The organism is Winogradskyella pelagia, from assembly GCF_017581965.1.
Taxonomy (GTDB): domain Bacteria; phylum Bacteroidota; class Bacteroidia; order Flavobacteriales; family Flavobacteriaceae; genus Winogradskyella; species Winogradskyella pelagia.
In genome coordinates, this window is the sequence record NZ_JAGEVF010000004.1 from 198,068 (window position 1) to 218,704 (window position 20,637).

Here is a 20,637-nt window from a genome sequence, read left to right on the forward strand (position 1 = left end):
CTAACCCAAAATCTCCAGTTTAGCAAACCGAAGTAAAAGCTTTTTGGTATCCCCATTTTTAAATTTTATTTCGGCTTTTAAATCACTTCCTACCCCTTCAATTTTTAGCACCTCACCTCGACCAAATCTCTGATGGTTAACTATGTTTCCTACAGCTAACTTACCATCAAACAGATTAGAACTTCCTTTAGATTTAGTCACTGGTTTCAATTTTTTTGGTGTACTAATTTTAAACGGTTCGGCTTTTTTCTGATTGCTTTTTTTCTGGAGTTTTGGAGACTTTGGTTTTGCAAACCGTACTTTGTTCGGTTCTATATCTCCAAAAATCGAAGCATCTAACATAGGATTAAAGCGCTGCTCTTGCAACGGTGTTATAACATCTAGGTATTGCTCATCTATTTCTTCTATAAACCGACTAGGTTCTGCATCGATGAGTTTTCCCCACCGGTAACGCGATAAGGTATAGGTGAGATAGGCTTGTTTTTCTGCTCTAGTTAAAGCCACGTAAAATAGACGTCGTTCTTCTTCAAGCTCGCTTCGTGTATTCATACTCATAGCGCTAGGAAACAAATCTTCCTCCATACCTACAATGAATACATGCGGAAACTCTAATCCTTTGGCCAAATGTATTGTCATTAAAGCAACGTGATTAGGATCGCCTTTATCGGAATCTAAATCCGTTGCCAACGCCACATCTTCCAAAAACTCGGATAGAGATGCTGTAGCGTCTGCAACTTCCACCTGTCCTTCTACAAAGTCTTTTATACCATTTAATAATTCTTCAATATTCTCCATTTTGGCAATACCCTCTGGAGTGCCATCCTTTTTAAATTCCCTAATCAACCCGGTAACTTTAACAACGTGCTCTGCCAATTCAAAAGCATTGGCATTAGCATTCATCACCTGGAAACTTTCAGTCATGGTCGCAAAGTCCTTCAACTTATTGCGAGTTCCAGAGTTTACTTTTACATCAAGTTCATCAATACGCCTTATAACATCAAAAATGGAAATATCATATGCATTAGCAGCAACAACTAAACGGTCTAAAGTAGTTTGGCCTATGCCACGAGCTGGAAAATTTATAATTCGTTTAAGGGCCTCTTCATCTGCTGGGTTCAAAATCAACCGTAAATAGGACAATACATCCTTTATTTCCTTTCTTTGGTAAAAAGAGAGACCTCCATAAATTCTGTAATTTATATCGCGCTTCCTCAAGGCATCTTCTATAGCTCTTGATTGTGCATTAGTTCTATACAGCACTGCAAAGTCTTGACTCTGTAACTGATGTTGCATCTTGGCTTCAAAAATGGTACTTGCGACATAACGTCCTTCGTCACCATCAGTCATTAAGCGATTAACCTTTATTTTTGGACCTTCTTCATTGGCTGTCCAAACAATCTTATCGAGTTTATTTTGGTTTTTATCTATTACAGAATTGGCCGCATTAACTATGTTCTTTGTGGACCTATAATTCTGTTCCAATCTAAACACCTTCACATCATCATAATCGCGCTGAAAATTGAGAATATTACTAATATTAGCGCCTCTAAAAGCATAAATACTCTGAGCATCATCGCCAACTACGCATATATTATGAAACCGGTCTGCCAAGGCCCTTACAATAAGATATTGAGAATGGTTGGTATCCTGGTACTCATCTACTAAAATATACCTGAATCGGTCTTGGTATTTTGCTAAAACATCTGGGAACCTCGTAAGAAGCTCATTGGTCTTCAGTAACAAATCATCAAAATCCATAGCACCAGCCTTAAAACAACGCTCTACATAATTTTGATAGATTTCACCAATCCGAGGTCTTCGCGCAGCAGCATCCGCCTCCATCAATTCAGGATTATTAAAATAGGCCTTAACCGTAATTAAACTGTTTTTGTAAGAAGAAATCCTAGACCTAATCTGTTTGTACTTATAAACATCCTTGTCTAAGCCCATTTCTTTAATAATGGATGAAATTAGACGGTCTGAATCTTGAGTGTCATAAATGGTGAAATTACTGGGATAGCCTAAGCGGTCAGATTCAATTCTCAAAATCTTGGCAAATACGGAATGGAAGGTGCCCATCCACAAATTTTTTGCTTCAGAATCTCCAACGATACTGGCAATTCTGCCCTTCATCTCACGAGCAGCCTTATTGGTAAAGGTTAAAGCCAGAATATTGAATGGATCAATCCCTTGACTCATGAGATAGGCAATTCTAAAAGTCAAAACTCTTGTCTTACCAGAGCCCGCACCAGCTATTACAATCATTGGACCATCCTTCTGCAGGGTTGGTGCTAACTGCGCCTCGTTAAGTTGACTTAAATACTTCTCCAAAATCAATTTTTTTCAGCTGTGAAAATACGTATTGTCCTAAGTTTTTCCATGACTAATGCTTATTAATTATAAACAATGTTTCAAAAACAGAGGTAACTGAAATTTCAATATCTTAGTGAAAATTTTAATCCACATGAAATACATTTTAACCCTACTTCTTTTATTGCCGTGCGTGGTATTTTCTCAAGCTAATATTGACAAAGACATTGCCAATGTTGAAGAAAAACTAATAGATTGGCGTCATTATTTTCACCAAAATCCAGAACTTTCCAACCGTGAGTATAAAACCGCAGAAAAGATTGCCGAGCATCTTGAAAATCTCGGACTTGATGTAGAAACAGGTATTGCGAAAACTGGTGTAATTGGTATTTTGAAAGGTGACCAACCTGGCAAAGTTATAGCCCTACGTGCAGATATAGACGCACTTCCTGTTACCGAGCGTAACAACCTTCCTTTTAAATCTGAGGTGAGAACCACATTTTTAAATACTGAAACTGGTGTAATGCACGCTTGCGGGCACGATACTCACATTGCTATACTAATGGCAACGGCTGAAATCTTAGCTAAACACAAGGACAAGATAAAAGGTACCGTTAAATTTATTTTTCAACCCGCTGAAGAAGGTCCTCCACCTGGCGAAGAAGGCGGAGCCAAATTAATGATAAAAGAAGGTGCCCTTGAGAATCCTAAGGTTGATGCCATTTTTGGGCTTCATATCAATTCCGAAACTCCAGTTGGCACTATAAAATACAAAACCGAGGGTATTATGGCTTCGGTGGAGCGCTTTGTCATCACTGTAAAGGGGAAACAAACTCATGGCTCCCAACCATGGTCTGGCGTAGACCCGATTATGATTTCAGCTAAAATTATTGATGGCCTCCAGACTATTATTAGTAGAGAAGCCAAATTAACAGACGAGGCTGCGGTAATTACCGTTGGTAAAATCACAGCAGGTACCCGCTTTAATATTATACCAGAATCTGCTGAACTTATTGGTACCGTTAGAACCTTAGACCCAAAAATGAGGGAAATGATTATTAATCGCATGAGAGAAATGTCTAAATCTATTGCAGAAGCCTATGGTGGAGAAGTGGAAATTAGCTTTCAGAATAATACATCCATTACCTACAACGACCCTGAGCTAACAGCTCAAATACTTCCTTCTCTACAGAAGGTAGCCAGTAAAGAGAAGGTGGAACTAATGAAAGCTACTACAGGTGGAGAGGACTTTTCATATTTTCAAGAAAAGGTGCCAGGTGTATATTTCTTTCTAGGTGGAATGTCTCCTGGAACGACAGAACCCTACCCGCACCATACTCCAGACTTTAGAATTGACGATAGTGGTATGCTTCTTGGTGTTAGAGCTTTTACTCAAATTACATTTGACTACTTGAATAATTAACAAGAAAATTCAATGAAATTTTTCAATACCAAAAGGAGTGAGTGGCTTCCGATGGTGAACAATTTTTAAAAGATTGTCATTATCTTGGCATAAATATTAATACCAAGTTGAACTAACATATGGAACTAGAACGAATCATTGACATTTTATTTAACCTATTACCTGCTGCCATTGTAGGAGCTATTGCCTATTATTTCTTTAAACAACATATTGAAAACGAAGCTGGCAGAAGACGCTTCCTTTTACAAAAAGATAGACAGAAAGAATCCTTTCCGATTAGGCTACAAGCTTATGAACGTATGGCGTTGTTTTTGGAGCGTATAACACCATCAAAGCTATTGACTAGAGTCAACCCAACATCTTCTAATAAAGAGGATTATGAAGCTTTACTTGTAGCAAGCATTCAACAAGAGTTTGAACATAACCTATCTCAACAAATCTATTTAAGTGACGATTGTTGGACCGTTATTATTGCTGCTAAAAATGCCACGATTCAATTAATTAGAAAGGCTAACATGAACGAAAAAACAGATTCAGCCAACAAACTTAGAGAGGTTATTCTTACTGAATTAATGGAAACCTCTGCTCCTAGTAATGCCGCGCTTTCCTTCATCAAAAAAGAGGTTGGTGAAATGTGGTAGACTAAAATGAGAGCGCTTTGTTATTACAAATAAATGTCGTTATGTGCCTAGAGCATCTTCTTTTTAACAAGCGTTGTGCTTTCTTTTGGCGTATTCAAAGCCTTGCTTCCACCACTTTTCCATAAGTCGCTTGCTAAAAATCAAAGAGTTCTCTGTGAGCGTAGTTGGCGTGTAATATAAATTCAATTTTACATCGTTGTTAGTTGCTGCCAGCTTACCAATTGTAATATCACTTCGTTCCACCTGATTCATCAAATGCCCAAAAAGATTAAGCATTAAGGAAAACGGATTACGACCGAGCACCTTTTGCTTTTCTAAATTTTCCGCTTCTAAAATAACCGCATCAACCTCAGTGGCCCCTCTTAAGATAGCCTCACGTATAGGAATTACGCAGCCCAATCCTCCATCTGCATACTCATAGCCATTAACCGTAGCCAAGGACATAAATGGTATATAGTTACAAGAAATCCAGATCCAATTGCAAAATTCTTCATAAGAACAGTCATTGATAGATTTATATTCTACCCGATTTAAAGAGAGATTAGAGACTGTTACTACAATATCGTGCTTGTTCTCTTTTATAGCAAGGTATTCTTCATAAGTAAAATTACGCTTAATATTACGTTTCAAGGCCTTGCTTTCACCGAAGGTCCGTTTACGTTTTATAAACTGCCACAACGAATTTACAAAATCTATGGAGACATATTCCCTATCTCCTTTTTTGCGCTGTACAAAAGGGCTCACACTAAAAATATCGTGCTGTTGCACATTAGTATAAATTTTGTAAAGTTTCGGAATATTATTAACTGCCAAATGAGGAACGAGCAAACTCCCTGTTGAAGTGCCAAGAAATAAATCATAGGTACGTTTCTCTTCTTGCATTAGGTATTGTGCAACACCACCTGCAAAAGCACCTTTACTACCACCTCCTGAAATAACCAGAGCCTTCATTATTGCTTTTTTTCTTCCAATTGTTTAGACATATCCTTAGCAAACTTTACCATACGCCAATTATGGTGGGTTTTTGCATTTTCTAAGTTCGATTTACATTGCGCATCGCATGTCCCAATCATATTGAGATACCTAAAGGCATTCATGCGCAATTCCATAGTATTTCCCTCGTCCGTGTATCCAACAAGCTCATTGTACAGCCCTTGTTTGTTATCGGCTTCATAAAACGGTGTATTCAAATTTAAAACTATCCAGAGTAATCGCACATTAAAATCGTTAAATCCATAGACACCACGAGTTTTAGCTAAATACTTAGGGCGGTCTTCCGGAAAACTTACCCATAAATTATAGAGCGCATTTTCAATGGTGATATACGAAGCATCATCCAATAAGGTTTCATAAGGTGCTTTTAGCGATTTAGGAATGGTTTTGAGGTATTGAGATATCGCTTGTCGCACTTTTAAACTTTGCTTAAACGTGTCTTCTGTGATTAATTCTGGCGCTTGAGAAATCACCTTGACTTTTGCGTCATCAGAAGCGTAGAACTTTAAATACTCATTGCACTTGCCCGACTTCACTTCGCAATCTATCATAATATACTCCTGCACATAAGGCGACTGTTTTTGCAACATGGCAATAGCCTCATCTACTGGGAAGGTCTTATTTAAAATCCATTTTTGCTTAAAATTATTAAGGTTTCGGCCATAGCGCTTCTCAACCTCCCGAATAAAATCGGAAGTCTCTGCACTACCAAACTGAAACTTTGTCAAATAATTCTTTACGGCAGCTTTAAAGATTTTGTCACCCACTTTAGTTCGTAACGCATGTAGTACCCAAGCGCCACGCTGGTAAAAGGTTAAGCTGCTCGATTTTGGATTTAACAAGGATGTGCCATCACCAGACAAATCTTGACGCCCTAAATTTACTGCCGATTCAACTAATTTAAAATGATAATAGTCATCACCATAAATATCGCGTTCTGCCAATAGCGCATAGTAGGTTGCAAAACCTTCTTGCAACCAGTGATGCTCACCAGATTTTGCGGTAACTAAATTACCAAACCATTGGTGCGCTAACTCATGAGCATTAACGCTTACATAACTCTTATCATTAAACCCTGTGGAATCCACCATAAAGGCATCGGAAAAAATAGTTAAGCTAGTGTTTTCCATACCAGCGTAAAGAAAATCATGTACAGGTACTTGCTTGTAATTTTGCCAAGGATAAGGAAATCCAATCTCAGCCTCCAAAAAATCGAACATACGTTTAGAGTAGCGATAGGTGGGCTCTAATTTTAAAGAATCCTCAGGATAGTAATAAAATTCAAGCGGAATACCGCTCTTAGAGCTTTCTGTTTTTTTATAATATTTACCTATTACAAGCGCCAAAAGGTAGCTAGAGATGGGTTTCCGCATAACATAAACACAAGTATTGACTCCCTTATCACTTGAGCCCTGCAACCTTTTACCATTTGAAAGAATCTCATAACCTGCCTTAAATGCCGTGCCAATTTTGAACACCACTTTTTCATTGACATCATCGAAACTTGGGAACCAATGACTGGTATATTTACCTTGGCCTTGTGTCCAGATATTCCAAACACCCTTTTGTTTTAAAAAGTAAAGGGTTTGTTTTGGATAACATTCATAATTAAAGGTAATTCTATAAGTACTATCTTTCTCGAAACGATTGTAAATCCAAAGGCGCTGTTGGTCATTCTTGTAATCAACACCTGTATTATTAATTGAGATACCGCCCGGAAAGCGCATGGCCTTAGCATCAATAAAAACAGAATCTACAGAACGCAAAGCCTTCATCTGATAAGTCACCAAGCCAGAAACCTTGGATGAATCTGGATTTAGCACCAGCACAGAATTAGCCTCTTCAAAATCCACATATTTTGTTTGTTGGGCATAACTTAAAAACCCTAAACTTAAGAATAAAAGGCAACCAAATAATTTCATGCAATAAACCTACACAATTATAGGACCAAAATCAATTATTTATCAGCAAAGAGATTTCAGTCCTCGCGGGAATTAATTAATTTCGTCTTATGAGTGTTAATCTTCAAACACCTATCGACTATCTTAAGGGCGTTGGACCCAACCGAGCAGATTTATTACGCTCTGAATTAGGCATACACACCTACCAAGACCTTATTAATCTTTTCCCTAATCGCTATATAGACCGGACACAATACTATAAAATCAATGAACTACAACGCAACAATGCCGAAGTGCAGATAACTGGAAAGATTACAGGCTTTAGAGAAGTAGCACAAAAACGAGGTAAACGCCTAGTTGCAGATTTTAGGGATGACACCGGGACCATGGAGCTCGTTTGGTTTAGAGGCCAAAAATGGATACGCGAAAGCCTAAAACTCAATCAACCCTATGTCATTTTTGGTAAAACCAACTGGTTTAGCGGCAAATTTAGTATGCCTCATCCAGAACTAGAACTCTTAAACGAACACGAGAAGAATCTGCGTTCCACCATGCAGCCCATCTATCCGTCTACAGAGAAGCTATCAAACAAAGGGGTTTCTAACAGGGTTATTTCTAAAATCATGCAAAACCTGTTTTTGGAAACCAAAGGTCAGTTTTCGGAAACTTTACCTTCTTCATTGCGTAGCAATTTAAAATTAATATCAAAGTCTGATGCCCTATTCAATATTCATTTTCCAAAGTCCACCAACTTACTTTCCAAGGCACAATTTCGATTAAAATTTGAGGAATTTTTCTATATACAATTACAATTAATTTTAAAGAACCTCATCCATAAATCAAAAATAAAAGGATTGACCTTTATAAAAGTTGGAGACTATTTCAACACCTTTTTTAAGGAGCATTTACCCTTCGATTTAACAAATGCACAGAAACGTGTTTTGAAAGAAATTCGGTCCGATTTAGGCAGCAATGCGCAAATGAATCGATTATTACAAGGCGATGTGGGCTCAGGAAAAACCATAGTAGCCTTTATGTCAATGCTCATGGGACTTGACAACGGTTTTCAATGTTGCTTAATGGCGCCAACTGAAATTTTGTCAGTCCAACACTATAACAGTTTACAAGAACTCTGCAAACCATTGAATATCAGTATTTCAATTCTAACAGGTTCAAGTACTACTTCAGAACGGAGAGAAATTCATAAAAAGCTTGAAAATGGGACTTTACAAATCCTCGTAGGCACTCATGCCCTACTCGAAGACAAAGTAAAATTTCAAAATTTAGGTCTTGCCATTATAGACGAACAACATCGTTTTGGTGTAGCTCAAAGAAGTAAACTTTGGAAAAAAGGCGCAGAAGCTTCATCTCAAAATAAGAAGGATTCTGAAGGTGAGAAAAAATCGTTTACACCGCCCCATATTTTAGTGATGACGGCAACACCAATTCCAAGAACTTTAGCCATGTCTGTATATGGTGATTTAGATATTTCCGTAATTGACGAATTACCTGCTGGACGCAAACCCATTAAAACGGTTCACCGTTATGATAATAATCGCCTGAAAGTTTTCCGCTTTATGAGAGAAGAGATTGCTAAGGGTCGACAAATCTACGTTGTCTACCCCTTAATTCAGGAAAGTGAGAAAATGGATTACAAAGACCTTATGGACGGTTACGACAGTATATCTAGAGAATTCCCTATGCCAGAGTATCAGATTTCTATAGTACATGGAAAAATGAAAGCTGCTGACAAAGATTACGAAATGCAACGTTTTGCCAATGGCTTAACCCAGATTATGGTTGCTACTACGGTAATCGAGGTAGGCGTAAACGTGCCAAATGCCTCTGTAATGGTCATTGAAAGTGCTGAACGTTTTGGATTGTCGCAATTACATCAACTACGTGGTCGTGTTGGTCGCGGTGCTGAACAGAGCTATTGTATTTTAATGACTAGTCACAAATTAAGTGAGGCTAGTAAGACGCGTTTAGAAACAATGGTACGGACAAATGACGGTTTTGAAATAGCCGAAGTGGACCTGAGACTGCGAGGACCAGGAGATATCATGGGCACTCAACAGAGTGGTGTTTTAAACTTAAGAATAGCTGACGTGGTAAAGGATAAAGATATTCTTAATACAGCACGTAATTACGCCAAAGACATCTTAAAACTAGATCCGAGCTTAGGATTACAAGAGCATAAAATGATATTGAACACCTACAGGCAAATGGGTAAATACAAAAATATCTGGAACTACATCAGCTAATCTATGGAGTTGTTTAAAGGACGAAGACTAATCATTGCTACAAAGCATCGCAAGCAAGAGGTTATAGCGCCAATATTAGAAACTAAACTTGGTGTCGCTTGTTTTGTAGATGACACCTTTGACACAGATACTCTGGGCACCTTCTCTGGTGAAGTTCAGCGCCAATTAGATCCACTGAGCACCGCTAGAAAAAAGTGTTTAATGGCCATGGAAAAAACAAATTGCGATTTGGGTGTGGCTAGCGAAGGCTCTTTTGGGCCTCACCCATCAATATTCTTTGCATCGGCTGATGACGAATTTTTGATTTTTATTGACAAAAAAAATGACTTGGAAATTATTGTAAGGGAACTTAGCACAGACACCAATTTTAACGGCCAGGCCATTAGAAGCGAAAACGACCTTGTGCAATTCGCTAGCTTGGTGAAATTCCCCTCTCATGCCCTAATTCTTAAACCTTCAAAAGACAATACTGAAGATATGGTAAAAGGCATCACCAATGCAGACAATTTAAAAACAGCTTTTGAAGACCTTATTGCGAAGCACGGCCAAGTCTATGCCGAAACAGATATGCGCGCTATGCTCAATCCAAGCCGCATGGCCGTTATTGCCAAAGCAGCCAAAAAGTTAGTGGACAAAATTCAATCTAGATGTCCAGAATGCAATACTCCAGGCTTTGGTGTCATCGAGACTAAAACTGGACTTCCTTGCAATTTGTGCAGCATGCCGACGGCGTCCGTACAGAGCCTTATTTATCAATGTCTAAAATGTGAATTTAATACAGAAAAACCACCACCGCACGGGAAAACCTCAGCAGACCCTATGTATTGCGATTACTGCAATCCTTAATTCTAAATTTTCATATCTTACATTGCTAATAACACCCTCACTATGATTACCAAAATTGGCCAAAAATTTACAGACCTGTTCACACGGTTTATGCCGAGCTCTTTTGTATTTGCGCTGCTCCTCACACTGATTACAGCTATTATTGCCTTTGTATGGACCGGTTCGAGTCCCCTAAAAATTATAGCTTCGTGGTATGATGGCTTTTTTGACCTATTGACCTTTGGGATGCAGATTACACTTATTATTATCACTGGTTTTAGCATTGCACTCTCTCCCGTTATAAGTCGTTATATAGATACCGTAGCCAAGAAGATTTCCAACCCAAAGCATGTTTATGTTTTTGTGGTTTTTATTGGCGCGGTCTTGAGTTTAGTTAGTTTTGGATGGATTGTTATTACTGCTGTTTTAGCTAGGGAATTGGCATTACGTGTTAAGGGTGTAAATTATCCCTTTTTAATCGCTTGCGTCTATTTTTCGGGTGGCTCTTGGGTTTGCGGCCTCTCAAGTTCTATACCTTTGCTTTTAAATACTGAGGCTAATTTTTTGATAGAGCGTGAGATTTTATCCACGACCATACCCACGGCTCAAACTTTAACCTCGCCACTAAATTTAGCAATGCTTTTTGTGTTTTTAATAATTGTACCCTTAATTGCATTTATCATTGTTCCAAAAGGCACTAAAGTGAAGGAATTAAAAGATTTACTTAGTGAAAATCCTTCCGAAGAGGACAAAAGTATTGCTGAAGAAGCAGAAAGTTTTAAACTTCCATTCAAAACCTTATCTGATGCACTTAACAACAGCTCGTTACTGCAATTTGCTGTGGCTCTACTCGGTGTGGTTTATATAGCTTACTATTTTTATACCAACAGCTTTGACCTCAACTTCAACATCATGATATTTATCTTTATCATCATTGGCCTGCTATTGCATAAAACACCAATGCAATTTAGCATCGCCATGAAACGCTCGAGCAGTAATATTTCAGGGATACTATTTCAGTATCCATTTTATGCAGGTATTATGGGCATCATGCTTTATACAGGTTTAGGCGACCAAATCGCTGATTTGATGTCTTCTGTGGCGACCAAAGATTCTTATCCGTTTTTTGCGTATGTCACAGGTGGCTTTATGAATTTTGCCATACCCTCGGCTGGTGGCGAATTTGCAGTTGTTGGCCCTAGTATTATAGAAGCTGTTAAATCCATTGCGCAAGGTTTGTCACCAGAGCAAATGACGCAAATGGTTTCTAGAGCATCACTATCCATTGCTTACGGCGAAAGTACGAGCAATCTCTTACAGCCGTTTTATTTATTACTGGTTTTTCCTGTGATGGGCAAGGGCATAAAGATTCAAGCTAGAGATGTCATGGGGTATTTGGTGATTCCTTTTATTTTTTTGTTCGTCATACAGTCCTTATTGGTAATTTATATGCCTATCTAAATAAATTTAAATACCTTGAGTACCTGCAACTAAACCAACAATTATGAAAGCCTCTTTTTCAGCATACTTAAAACCTTTCTATTTCAATAACGTTAATACTAAAATGAAGCTTTTAGGGCTGGTATTACTAACCGTACTATCCGCAATGGAAGCCCAAAATCAAATGAGGTATGACATTGTGCTGCAAGGTGGTCGGGTCATAGACCCAGAAACAGCATTAGATACTATTAAAAATGTTGGGATTTCAGATGGGAAAATAGTTGAAATCTCATATAATGACCTTTCGGGCAAACAGGTTATTGACGTCAAGGGTTTCGTCGTATCTCCAGGGTTTATTGATTTGCATGTCCATGGCATTAGCAATAAGGAACAAGAATACCAAATTAAAGATGGTGTTACAACAGCACTGGAATTAGAATGGGGTGTTGCCGAATTACAGCAATGGTACGCACAGCGTAATGGCAAGGCTTTAATTAATTATGGCGCAAGTGTTAATTGGCCCTATTACAGGGCTAAAGCAATGGGTGCCATTCCACAGAAATCGAATAATAAAAACCAAATCAATTATTTAGAATTAGATGAATTATTTGTTGCCCTAATGCCGTCATTTGAAACTACACTTAGCCGAGACAGATATCCAAAGATGCTCAAACTACTGGAAAAATCATTGAATGAAGGCGGTATTGGCCTTGGTGTTCCTGTTGGATATTTAAATGGGGCAACGCGTGAGGAAGTGTTTGAAGTATATAAATTTGCCAATAAGCATAATTCATTGGTCTTTTCCCATGTGCGCTCAGGTGGTGCCGTTGCTATTCAGCAGGCTATTGCTAATGCCATGCTATCTGGAGCATCGCTTCACATTGTTCACATGAACAGTATGGCTCTTGGTGAAATTGGTTTAACATTGGAAATGGTCGCATTAGCCCAAGAAAAGGGTTTTGACATTACAACCGAAGTTTATCCCTACACAGCGGCATCAACAGGATTAAATTCAGCTATATTCGACGCTGGTTGGAAGGAGCGATTAGCTATTAGCTATTCTGATATTCAATTGGTAAAGACTGGCGAACGTCTCACCGAGAGTACATTCAAAACCAATAAAGCCAATAATGAATTGGTCATTATCCATATGATGAAACCTGAATGGATAGCAGCAGGTATTAATACTAAAAATGTAATGATTGCCTCGGATGGCATGCCCTATTCCAAACTGGCTCATCCAAGGACTGCAGGAACCTTTTCTCGTATTTTAGGTAAATATGTGCGTGAAGATCAATTAATCGATTTAAAAGAAGCCCTTGGTAAAATGACATGGCTACCAGCAAAGCGCCTTGAAGATATAGCACCAGCCATGAAATCAAAAGGCCGATTGCAAATTGGAGCAGACGCAGATATTACGGTATTTAATCCTGAAACCATCATTGATAAAGCGACATTTGAGGATGGCTTAGATTTTTCAGAAGGAGTTGAATTTGTCATTGTTAATGGCACTTTACTCCTCAACAAAGGAACATTGATTGAAAATAAATTTCCAGGGCAAGCTATTTTGGGGAAACTCTAGGCGGCGGAGAGGTTTATTATTTAAGCTATCTCGAGCACCTTTGTTCAGGTCCAATAAGGTACAATAAATAGCAATAAAAAATAAAGTTTTAGAGTTTTAATAACGGTTTAACGACATAAGTAGTTTTAAATTCTTAGCTTTTAAGCTGTAAATCATGCTATGATAGACTGAAAAACGACCTTATGACCAACCAAAATTTTGTAAATAAAGCTTTTCATTGGTTTTTATCTGAAAGAATTAAGGAGCGCAGTGAGCGCGTCATTCTGGCTATTGCTATAACCAGTTATTTGGCGCACCTAGTATTGATATTTCTTAATGCCAAGGGCTTTATCGAATTAAATTCTAGCTTTTTTGAAAATCCAATCGCTGCCATCTACACACCCTTTTCGTTCATTTTAGTCTATGAGGTCTATTTATTGATATTCTATCTCCCTAAGTCCATCTCCTCCTATATTGGAAAGCAATACGAAATTATTACCCTAATAGTCATAAGGCGCATTTTTAAGGATATCTCTAATCTTGAATTATCCTCTAATTGGTTCGATTTAAAATACGACCTGCAATTTACCTATGACGTCATTAGTGCGCTAATCCTATTTATCCTTATCTACTATTTCTACAAAAATGTGATTAAAACCTCATCACCTGAAACCGACGAAGATGGCTTTAACGAATCAACTCTGAGACGGTTTATTCAGCTGAAACGTATCATTGCAACTTTACTAGTACCTGTTTTAATGGTATTAGCAGCTTACACCTTATTCCACTGGGGCGACGCGGTAGTTACAGATTACCAAAATGGTGTAGAAGCCTTTAAAGACATTAATAATATTTTTTTCGACGAATTTTTTACCGTGTTGATTATTGTAGATGTTTTATTGTTATTAGCTTCTTTCTTTTTTTCTAATGAATTTCATAAAATCATTAGAAACTCTGGGTTTATCATCTCTACGGTGTTGATCAAAGTATCCTTTTCAGTGGACGGCTTAATTAATGATGCCTTGATCGTAGGAGCTGTGTCTTTTGGGCTGCTTATTTTAATTATTCATAATAAATTTGAAAAAAGCAGCATGGACACCTAAGATATTTTTCAATAATTTTGAATATATCAACCCTGAGGCTGTTGTTTTTGCCTTTATAAAAATTACGACATTAATTTAATCATCTATGATGCCCTTTTAGCACTATGCCTTTTCTTCTTCATATTTTCATGATAGAATGGACTCCATTCAAGATAAAGTGTCAAATCCCTAAAAGGTTTTTGATGCTACTTGGATTTGTTGTATCTGTTCCACTAGTAGCTCAACAGGCAGAGGGGCTCAAGGCTACGGATAAATCGATTTTAGCCACTGTAGATCATTTTGGCCTAAGTGACGGATTAATGCTAGACTGCCTCGATAGGGGGTTTAAAGATAAAGCCGGAAGACTTTGGCTTAACCCCTGTGATGAATCGGCCATAGGACTAGGGTTTTCTTTTTTTCAGTTTGATGGAACAAAATCCTTCAGCTACAACTTTCAACCAGATTGGACCAATAACAATGACCGGTCCTATGCCTGGAAACTTTCAGGGATAGCAGATGACGGCACCTTGTATGGACTAAATTATCAGCAAAAGACTGGGGAGGAGGTTATTTTTCAATGGCATCCCGATACGAATGAACAGGCATATTATCAGTTAAAAACAGGTGAGATTCTCATCGGGCTCCACGCCAATCACGAGAATGTACTATTTGCGCTACTGCGAAAGGGTGATACCTTCCAAATTATCAGCAACAGCTCTGGCAGTTGGGTCAAAAATGCTGCTTTACCTTTTCCGAGCAAGGCGAGAGAATTATTTCAATTTCCTTACGGGTTTAGTTTTGTAGGCGATAAGGCTTGGTTTTTTTACGAGAACGAAGGTATGGTGTGCATCGATTTTAAAACGCAGGAAATGAGGTTCCAAACCTGGAAGGACTTAAACCCCTCAGCAAATATTCAGCCACACTGGTCAGATCTTTGCTGTGAGGTTCAACCCTGGAAAATGATGGCTTTACCCAATGGTAAACTGCTAATGTATTTAGGGATAAAAAATGGATTTTTCACTTATGACACTGAATCTTCAGTTTTGACGCCCTTAGCAAATTTAAATCAAGGGACGATAGCTAAAAGACCCGGCGCACTTTTTAAAATTCATCTAGCTCAAGACGATCTTGGTAATGTTCTAATCATCTCCGCTACAGTAAATACCACAGGGGTTCCAACAAATGATTTTGATGTACTCGAAGCCTGGATTTGGAAGCGCGATGGAAGCTGGCGCAATATTTCAGAAACCTTATTAGATGATGATGTTTACCTCGGAATTCACGCCTTTGAGAGGCCTGACAAATTCATTAGCTCCAATTTAAACTACGAAATGTCCTGGGTTACTGAAAACGGTCTGTTCACTGCAGCTTTAAGCCCAGACTTGCAGATTAAAACCTATAAAAAACTTGAAGCGTATAGAGTAGGAATGCGCAGTATCAATTACCTCTCACAACAGCGTTTATTGGTGAATACCGACTTTCAAAACATTGATGAACTCGATCTTAATACTGGACAATTTAAACCTTTTAAAGGTATGAAGATGGAGGCCTTACCCTTGTCTAAAGTCGTAAAACAGGGTGGGAATTTATGGGCAGCTCAACGAAACAATACAATGCTAAAGTGTGATTTGGATAATTTATTTTGTGAACAGATCGACTTAGGTATCTATTCAGAAAAGTTTCTTTTTCTTGATGCGAATACTATGTTTTTAGCCTCAAAATATGGTGAGCTATATACATATAATACCAATACTAAAGTCCTTAGTCAAATTGAATCCGGGACTGCTCCCATAGGTATTAATTCAGAAGTTACTGATATAAAATTAGCTGATAATGGTCTCATATGGCTATCGGCCTTAAATGGTTTGTGGTCTTTTGATTCCGCAAACAAGGTTTTAAAGGACTATAAAACCATTCATCCTTTACTGGGCGAAAGTCTCATGACCATCCATATAAACCAGGACGGCAGACTTTGGTTGGGATCTTCAAAACAGGGTGTTGTTATTTTTGATACCACTTCAAACACTATTCAACAGATTAAGTCAACAAATGGCTTGTCTAACAATACGGTGGTCAGTCTTCTGGAAGATAACGACAATTATAAATGGGCTGCTACCTATTCGGGGATATCAGTCATGGACAATAATGGCGTTGTACAATTTACATTAGACCAATCTGATGGCCTAAGTGATCATGAATTTAACAGAATGTCATCTAAGAAACTCCCTGACGGGCGTTTGGTGTTTGGCGGTATTAATGGTTTAAATATTTTAAATCCGAAGGTGATTATAAAAACCTTATCAGACAGAAATCAAAATAAACTGTACCTTACTGGAATCGAGTACTACGATAAACAAAAAGCGTCAAGGACTTCCCTTAGCTCTAATACCCTATTAAACAGTCCAATCTTAATTTCTGCTGAGGCTAACTATTTAAAATTGGATTATGCACAATCCGTATATACCAATATTGAGCGTCATAACTATGCATATCGCATCATTCCAATTCAAACAGATGAATTTCAGGAGATTGAAACCCCGTGGATTAATTTAGGTAACAGTTCAGAATTAACCATCAATAATCTACCATCAGGTGACTTTAACATTCAAATTATTGGTTTTGATGAACACTCCAATCAAAGTTTAAGTCCTTTGGAAATTCCTGTAAGTGTGCAAGCATTTTTTTATCAAAAATGGTGGTTTTATGCCCTTATTCTCATTCCTTTTTTGTTATTCACCATCGCCTGGCTAAGACGGAACAAACAAGAGAAAAAACGACTTCAACTAGAAGTTGAGCGCAGGACCCAACAAATTCAAAAAGATAAAAGTACTATTGAAAACCAAGCCAATAGACTAGCATATTTAGACCGCGCGAAAACACGATTCTTTACCAATATTTCGCATGAGTTTAGAACTCCCTTAACGGTTATTATTGGTATTCTGGATCAAATTAAAGGTTTTGAAGGCCCAAAAGAACTTATACGCCGAAACAGCCGTCAGATTCTTGGTCTTGTCAATCAAATTTTAGATTTAAGAAAATTAGAATCGGGAAAGATGCATGCACATTACCAGCAAGGTGACCTGGTGACATATTTACAGTATTTGCTGGAATCATTTCATTCGTTAGCCGAAGATAAACGTATTACACTGACCCTTGAGTGCAAACAAAATAGCCTCTTGGCAGATTATGATCCTGAGAAACTTAGGCACATTTTATCTAATCTTTTATCTAATGCTATAAAGCATACACCAGAAGCAGGACAAGTGAAGCTATTCCTAGAGGAAATTTCAGAATCAAACACGCCAAGGTATCGACTCAGTGTATCAGATACGGGCAAGGGCATCCCCGCTGATCAATTGAGTCATATTTTTGACAGGTTTTATCAGGTTGAAGATGAGATAAGCCAAACAGGAGTTGGCACGGGTCTGGGCTTAACACTAGTTAAAGAATTGGTACAGCTCTTAGATGGTGAAATTTCTGTAGAAAGTGATACTGAACATGGCACGCGGTTCACAGTAGAATTGCCCCTTACTAGGAATGCAAACATACAAACTAGCCTTAGAAAGCAGCACATCCCTTTAAAATCTCAGACCTCAGGAGCTGACCCCATATTGGTTCAACATAATAATGCAAAGGAGCTACCGGTTCTCTTAATTGTAGAAGACAATTCAGACGTACGCGAGTATCTGGTAATTACGCTTCGAGGTACTTTAGAATGCGTTCAGGCAAAAAATGGAAATGAAGGCTTACAAAAGGCAATTGAAATAGTCCCTGATGTCATCATTAGTGATGTGATGATGCCAGGAATGGATGGCTTTGCCTTATGTCAGGCCTTAAAATCAGACGAACGAACAAGTCATATTCCTGTCATCTTACTAACCGCCAAAGCTGACATCGCTTCTAAAGTCGCAGGTCTGGTTGAGGGTGCTGATGCCTATCTCACTAAACCATTTCACGAAAGAGAATTGAGGGCACAATTAAAAAATCTTCTGAACCTTCGTCAAAAATTGCAAGAACGCTACAAGAATTTAGAACATTTAGAACCAAGTCAAAATCCAAAACTGGCGCAGGAAGATGTTTTTCTTTTAAAGGCACGTCAAATTATACAGGAGCATCTGGGCGATGAAAGCTTTGGGGTAAGGCAAATGTGTCAAGAACTGGCCATGAGTCGTACCCAGCTTCACAACAAGATAAAAGCTCTAACTAATCAGTCCACAACGCGACTTATTCGCAAAATTAGAATTAATAAGGCCAAGGAACTTTTGAAAACCTCTAATTTGAACATTAGTGAAATTGCCACAGAAGTTGGTATTTCTAGTATTCAGTATTTTTCCAAAATGTTTCATGAGGAAACCGGACTGTCCCCAAAACACTTTAGAGAACAGATACAATCCAAAGACTAGGATTATTATTGTTGTTAGGTTGCATTTTACGCAAGGCTTACTCTTAAAGCACTGCAGGGCTATTCTATTTTAGTAACAGCACCTATCCCTTCACATGTGAACAATAGGTTAAACTTTTAGAACAAAAGTATAAGCTTAAATTAAAGATTTTTGTGAGTTTTGTACTAATAATAATCTGTTAACACTAAAACTAATTTTTAACCTTAAAAAATAAACATATGAACTTACTTTCACGTCCTTCTATGATACTTATTTCCTTAGTCTTATGTCTAAGTTGTGGTGAGAAATCGGAAAAAAGTCAGGTATCTGACACAAGCTCCACCGAAATGCCTCAAGATTTCACCTCCATGCAGATGACCGGTGTTGAACAAGTCGCCATTGATGTAGATTTGGATGGTGCTGTAGAACGTTTATCAAAAGGGGTCACCTACAAAACTATTTCTAATCAGGATCGGGAAGATTTTGATACTGAAGCTTTTCTTGCCTATCACAAGTTTTTGGAAGAGTCCTATCCTAATGTGCATAAAACTTTGAAAAAAGAAGTACACGGCGATCCTCGCCCCTACAGTTTACTCTACACCTGGGAAGGGAAAGACACCTCACTGCAACCAGCCCTTTTTTATGCACATCTCGATGTTGTTCCTGTCCCTGAAGACTCTAGGGATCAATGGAAAGAAGATCCTTTTGCAGGGACTGTAAAAGATGGCTACATCTGGGGAAGAGGTGTTCTAGACGATAAAAATCAGGTTCAGGCCATTCTTGAAGCAGCGGAAATGAAAATTGCAGCTGGCTGGCAACCATCACGGACCATCTATTTTGTCTTTGGTCAGGATGAAGAAGTCGGTGGAGCCGAGGGCGCTAAGGCAATTGCTGATGTTTTAGAACAGCGCGGTATTGAACGCTTTGCCTATGTTATGGATGAATCTGCACCTTTGACACCAGGTATTTTTCCGGGCATAGATGACAATACAGCCCTAATTGGTATTGCCCAAAAGGGATTCATTAGTCTACAATTACAAATCAATGGCATAGGAGGTCACTCTTCGATGCCACCTGAAGAATCCAATATTGGTATTTTGGCTGAAGCCATTACCAAATTAGAAGCAGCGCAATTCCCTTACAAAATTCATCCTGCCGTGCGCTCTCAATACCGGTATATGGGACCTGAGTTAGATGAGGAAAATCAACCTTTATATGCTGCGGTAGCCTTCGGCAAAGATGATGAATTGACCGAAATGGAGCAGAAATTTATTGATGTGATGTCAAAAAACGAGGTTACTCGAGCGATGCTACACACCACAATAGCGACAACCATCTTTAATGCTGGCATCAAGGACAATGTCCTTCCTCCTACAGCCACAGCAGTGGTTAACTTTAGACCCATGCCGGGTGATACACCAGAAGTGATTATACAACATGTAAAAAACGCTATTCAAGATGATCGCATTGAGATCAAAGATATTTCGGCTTCTACACCCGCAACCAACATTGCTGAAGTAGGTAATCCTGCTTATAACATGCTGGAAAAAACCATCCGACAAATTTATGGCAATGACTTGATTGTTGCGCCTTTCTTTGTGGTAGGTGGATCAGACTCCAAACATTTCCAGGCTCGGGATTTTGCACCAGATGTCTATACCATTACCGCCATCCAATTGGAGAACACCGAAGAATTTAAAGGGTTTCATGGGGTAAACGAACGTATTTTGGTAGCCGAGTATGCTAAATCTATTGGCTTCTTCTATCAAATATTCGATAATCTGGAAGAGCTAAATAAATAAAGTATCCAAAATT

12 protein-coding genes are annotated in these 20,637 nt (G+C 38.4%); 9 read left to right on the top strand and 3 right to left on the bottom strand.

Going from position 1 to position 20,637, the window contains the following annotated elements:
• The gene (locus J4050_RS06965) at nucleotides 1-2,331 is read right to left on the bottom strand and encodes an ATP-dependent helicase (protein ID WP_208153683.1); all 2,331 of its coding nucleotides are present in this window, start codon (nucleotides 2,329-2,331) and stop codon (nucleotides 1-3) included.
• A gap of 133 nt (nucleotides 2,332-2,464) precedes the next feature.
• Here J4050_RS06965 and J4050_RS06970 point away from each other — a divergent pair, with 133 nt between their 5' ends.
• The gene (locus J4050_RS06970; RefSeq protein WP_208153685.1) at nucleotides 2,465-3,733 is read left to right on the top strand and encodes an amidohydrolase; all 1,269 of its coding nucleotides are present in this window, start codon (nucleotides 2,465-2,467) and stop codon (nucleotides 3,731-3,733) included.
• A 119-nt stretch (nucleotides 3,734-3,852) separates the two neighbouring features.
• Complete coding sequence (locus J4050_RS06975; RefSeq protein WP_208153687.1) at nucleotides 3,853-4,374, top strand: DUF7935 family protein; 522 nt, start codon at nucleotides 3,853-3,855, stop codon at nucleotides 4,372-4,374.
• A 63-nt stretch (nucleotides 4,375-4,437) separates the two neighbouring features.
• Here the strand turns inward: J4050_RS06975 and J4050_RS06980 are convergent, their stop codons facing one another.
• Complete coding sequence (locus J4050_RS06980) at nucleotides 4,438-5,325, bottom strand: patatin-like phospholipase family protein (protein ID WP_208153689.1); 888 nt, start codon at nucleotides 5,323-5,325, stop codon at nucleotides 4,438-4,440.
• Nucleotides 5,325-7,289, bottom strand: coding sequence for a M1 family metallopeptidase (locus J4050_RS06985; protein WP_208153691.1), 1,965 nt, complete (start codon nucleotides 7,287-7,289; stop codon nucleotides 5,325-5,327). The genes J4050_RS06980 and J4050_RS06985 overlap by 1 nt, the downstream gene beginning before the upstream one ends.
• Nucleotides 7,290-7,378: 89 nt before the next feature.
• Between J4050_RS06985 and recG the strand changes: the two genes are divergently transcribed.
• The 7 genes from recG to J4050_RS07020 all read left to right on the top strand — a co-directional run bounded on the left by recG (nucleotide 7,379) and on the right by J4050_RS07020 (nucleotide 20,624).
• Nucleotides 7,379-9,532: an ATP-dependent DNA helicase RecG gene (recG, locus tag J4050_RS06990; protein ID WP_208153693.1), complete on the top strand. Its 2,154-nt coding sequence runs from the start codon at nucleotides 7,379-7,381 to the stop codon at nucleotides 9,530-9,532.
• Between the two features lie 9 nt (nucleotides 9,533-9,541).
• On the top strand, nucleotides 9,542-10,378 hold the full coding sequence (locus J4050_RS06995; protein WP_208153897.1) for a DUF6671 family protein: 837 nt from the start codon (nucleotides 9,542-9,544) through the stop codon (nucleotides 10,376-10,378).
• A gap of 42 nt (nucleotides 10,379-10,420) precedes the next feature.
• Entirely contained in the window at nucleotides 10,421-11,818 is a 1,398-nt protein-coding gene (locus J4050_RS07000) for a short-chain fatty acid transporter (RefSeq protein ID WP_208153695.1), read from the top strand.
• Between the two features lie 43 nt (nucleotides 11,819-11,861).
• Nucleotides 11,862-13,379 carry an amidohydrolase family protein gene (locus tag J4050_RS07005; protein WP_208153696.1) on the top strand — a complete coding sequence of 506 codons (1,518 nt, stop codon included), beginning with the start codon at nucleotides 11,862-11,864 and terminating at the stop codon, nucleotides 13,377-13,379.
• 182 nt (nucleotides 13,380-13,561) lie between these two features.
• Complete coding sequence (locus J4050_RS07010) at nucleotides 13,562-14,461, top strand: hypothetical protein (protein WP_208153698.1); 900 nt, start codon at nucleotides 13,562-13,564, stop codon at nucleotides 14,459-14,461.
• Between the two features lie 182 nt (nucleotides 14,462-14,643).
• Complete coding sequence (locus J4050_RS07015) at nucleotides 14,644-18,843, top strand: hybrid sensor histidine kinase/response regulator transcription factor (RefSeq protein WP_208153699.1); 4,200 nt, start codon at nucleotides 14,644-14,646, stop codon at nucleotides 18,841-18,843.
• A 218-nt stretch (nucleotides 18,844-19,061) separates the two neighbouring features.
• Nucleotides 19,062-20,624 carry a M20 family peptidase gene (locus J4050_RS07020; RefSeq protein ID WP_208153701.1) on the top strand — a complete coding sequence of 521 codons (1,563 nt, stop codon included), beginning with the start codon at nucleotides 19,062-19,064 and terminating at the stop codon, nucleotides 20,622-20,624.
• Nucleotides 20,625-20,637: the final 13 nt, after the last annotated feature.

Excerpts from the sequence above, each read along its gene's own strand:
- J4050_RS07020 (WP_208153701.1), top strand. The coding sequence starts at position 19,062 with ATGAACTTACTTTCACGTCCTTCTATGATACTTATTTCCTTAGTCTTA.
- J4050_RS07005 (WP_208153696.1), top strand. The coding sequence starts at position 11,862 with ATGAAAGCCTCTTTTTCAGCATACTTAAAACCTTTCTATTTCAATAAC.
- J4050_RS06970 (WP_208153685.1), top strand. The coding sequence starts at position 2,465 with ATGAAATACATTTTAACCCTACTTCTTTTATTGCCGTGCGTGGTATTT.
- J4050_RS07000 (WP_208153695.1), top strand. The coding sequence starts at position 10,421 with ATGATTACCAAAATTGGCCAAAAATTTACAGACCTGTTCACACGGTTT.
- J4050_RS06980 (WP_208153689.1), bottom strand. The coding sequence starts at position 5,325 with ATGAAGGCTCTGGTTATTTCAGGAGGTGGTAGTAAAGGTGCTTTTGCA.
- J4050_RS07015 (WP_208153699.1), top strand. The coding sequence starts at position 14,644 with ATGCTACTTGGATTTGTTGTATCTGTTCCACTAGTAGCTCAACAGGCA.
- J4050_RS07010 (WP_208153698.1), top strand. The coding sequence starts at position 13,562 with ATGACCAACCAAAATTTTGTAAATAAAGCTTTTCATTGGTTTTTATCT.
- J4050_RS06975 (WP_208153687.1), top strand. The coding sequence starts at position 3,853 with ATGGAACTAGAACGAATCATTGACATTTTATTTAACCTATTACCTGCT.
- J4050_RS06985 (WP_208153691.1), bottom strand. The coding sequence starts at position 7,289 with ATGAAATTATTTGGTTGCCTTTTATTCTTAAGTTTAGGGTTTTTAAGT.
- recG (WP_208153693.1), top strand. The coding sequence starts at position 7,379 with ATGAGTGTTAATCTTCAAACACCTATCGACTATCTTAAGGGCGTTGGA.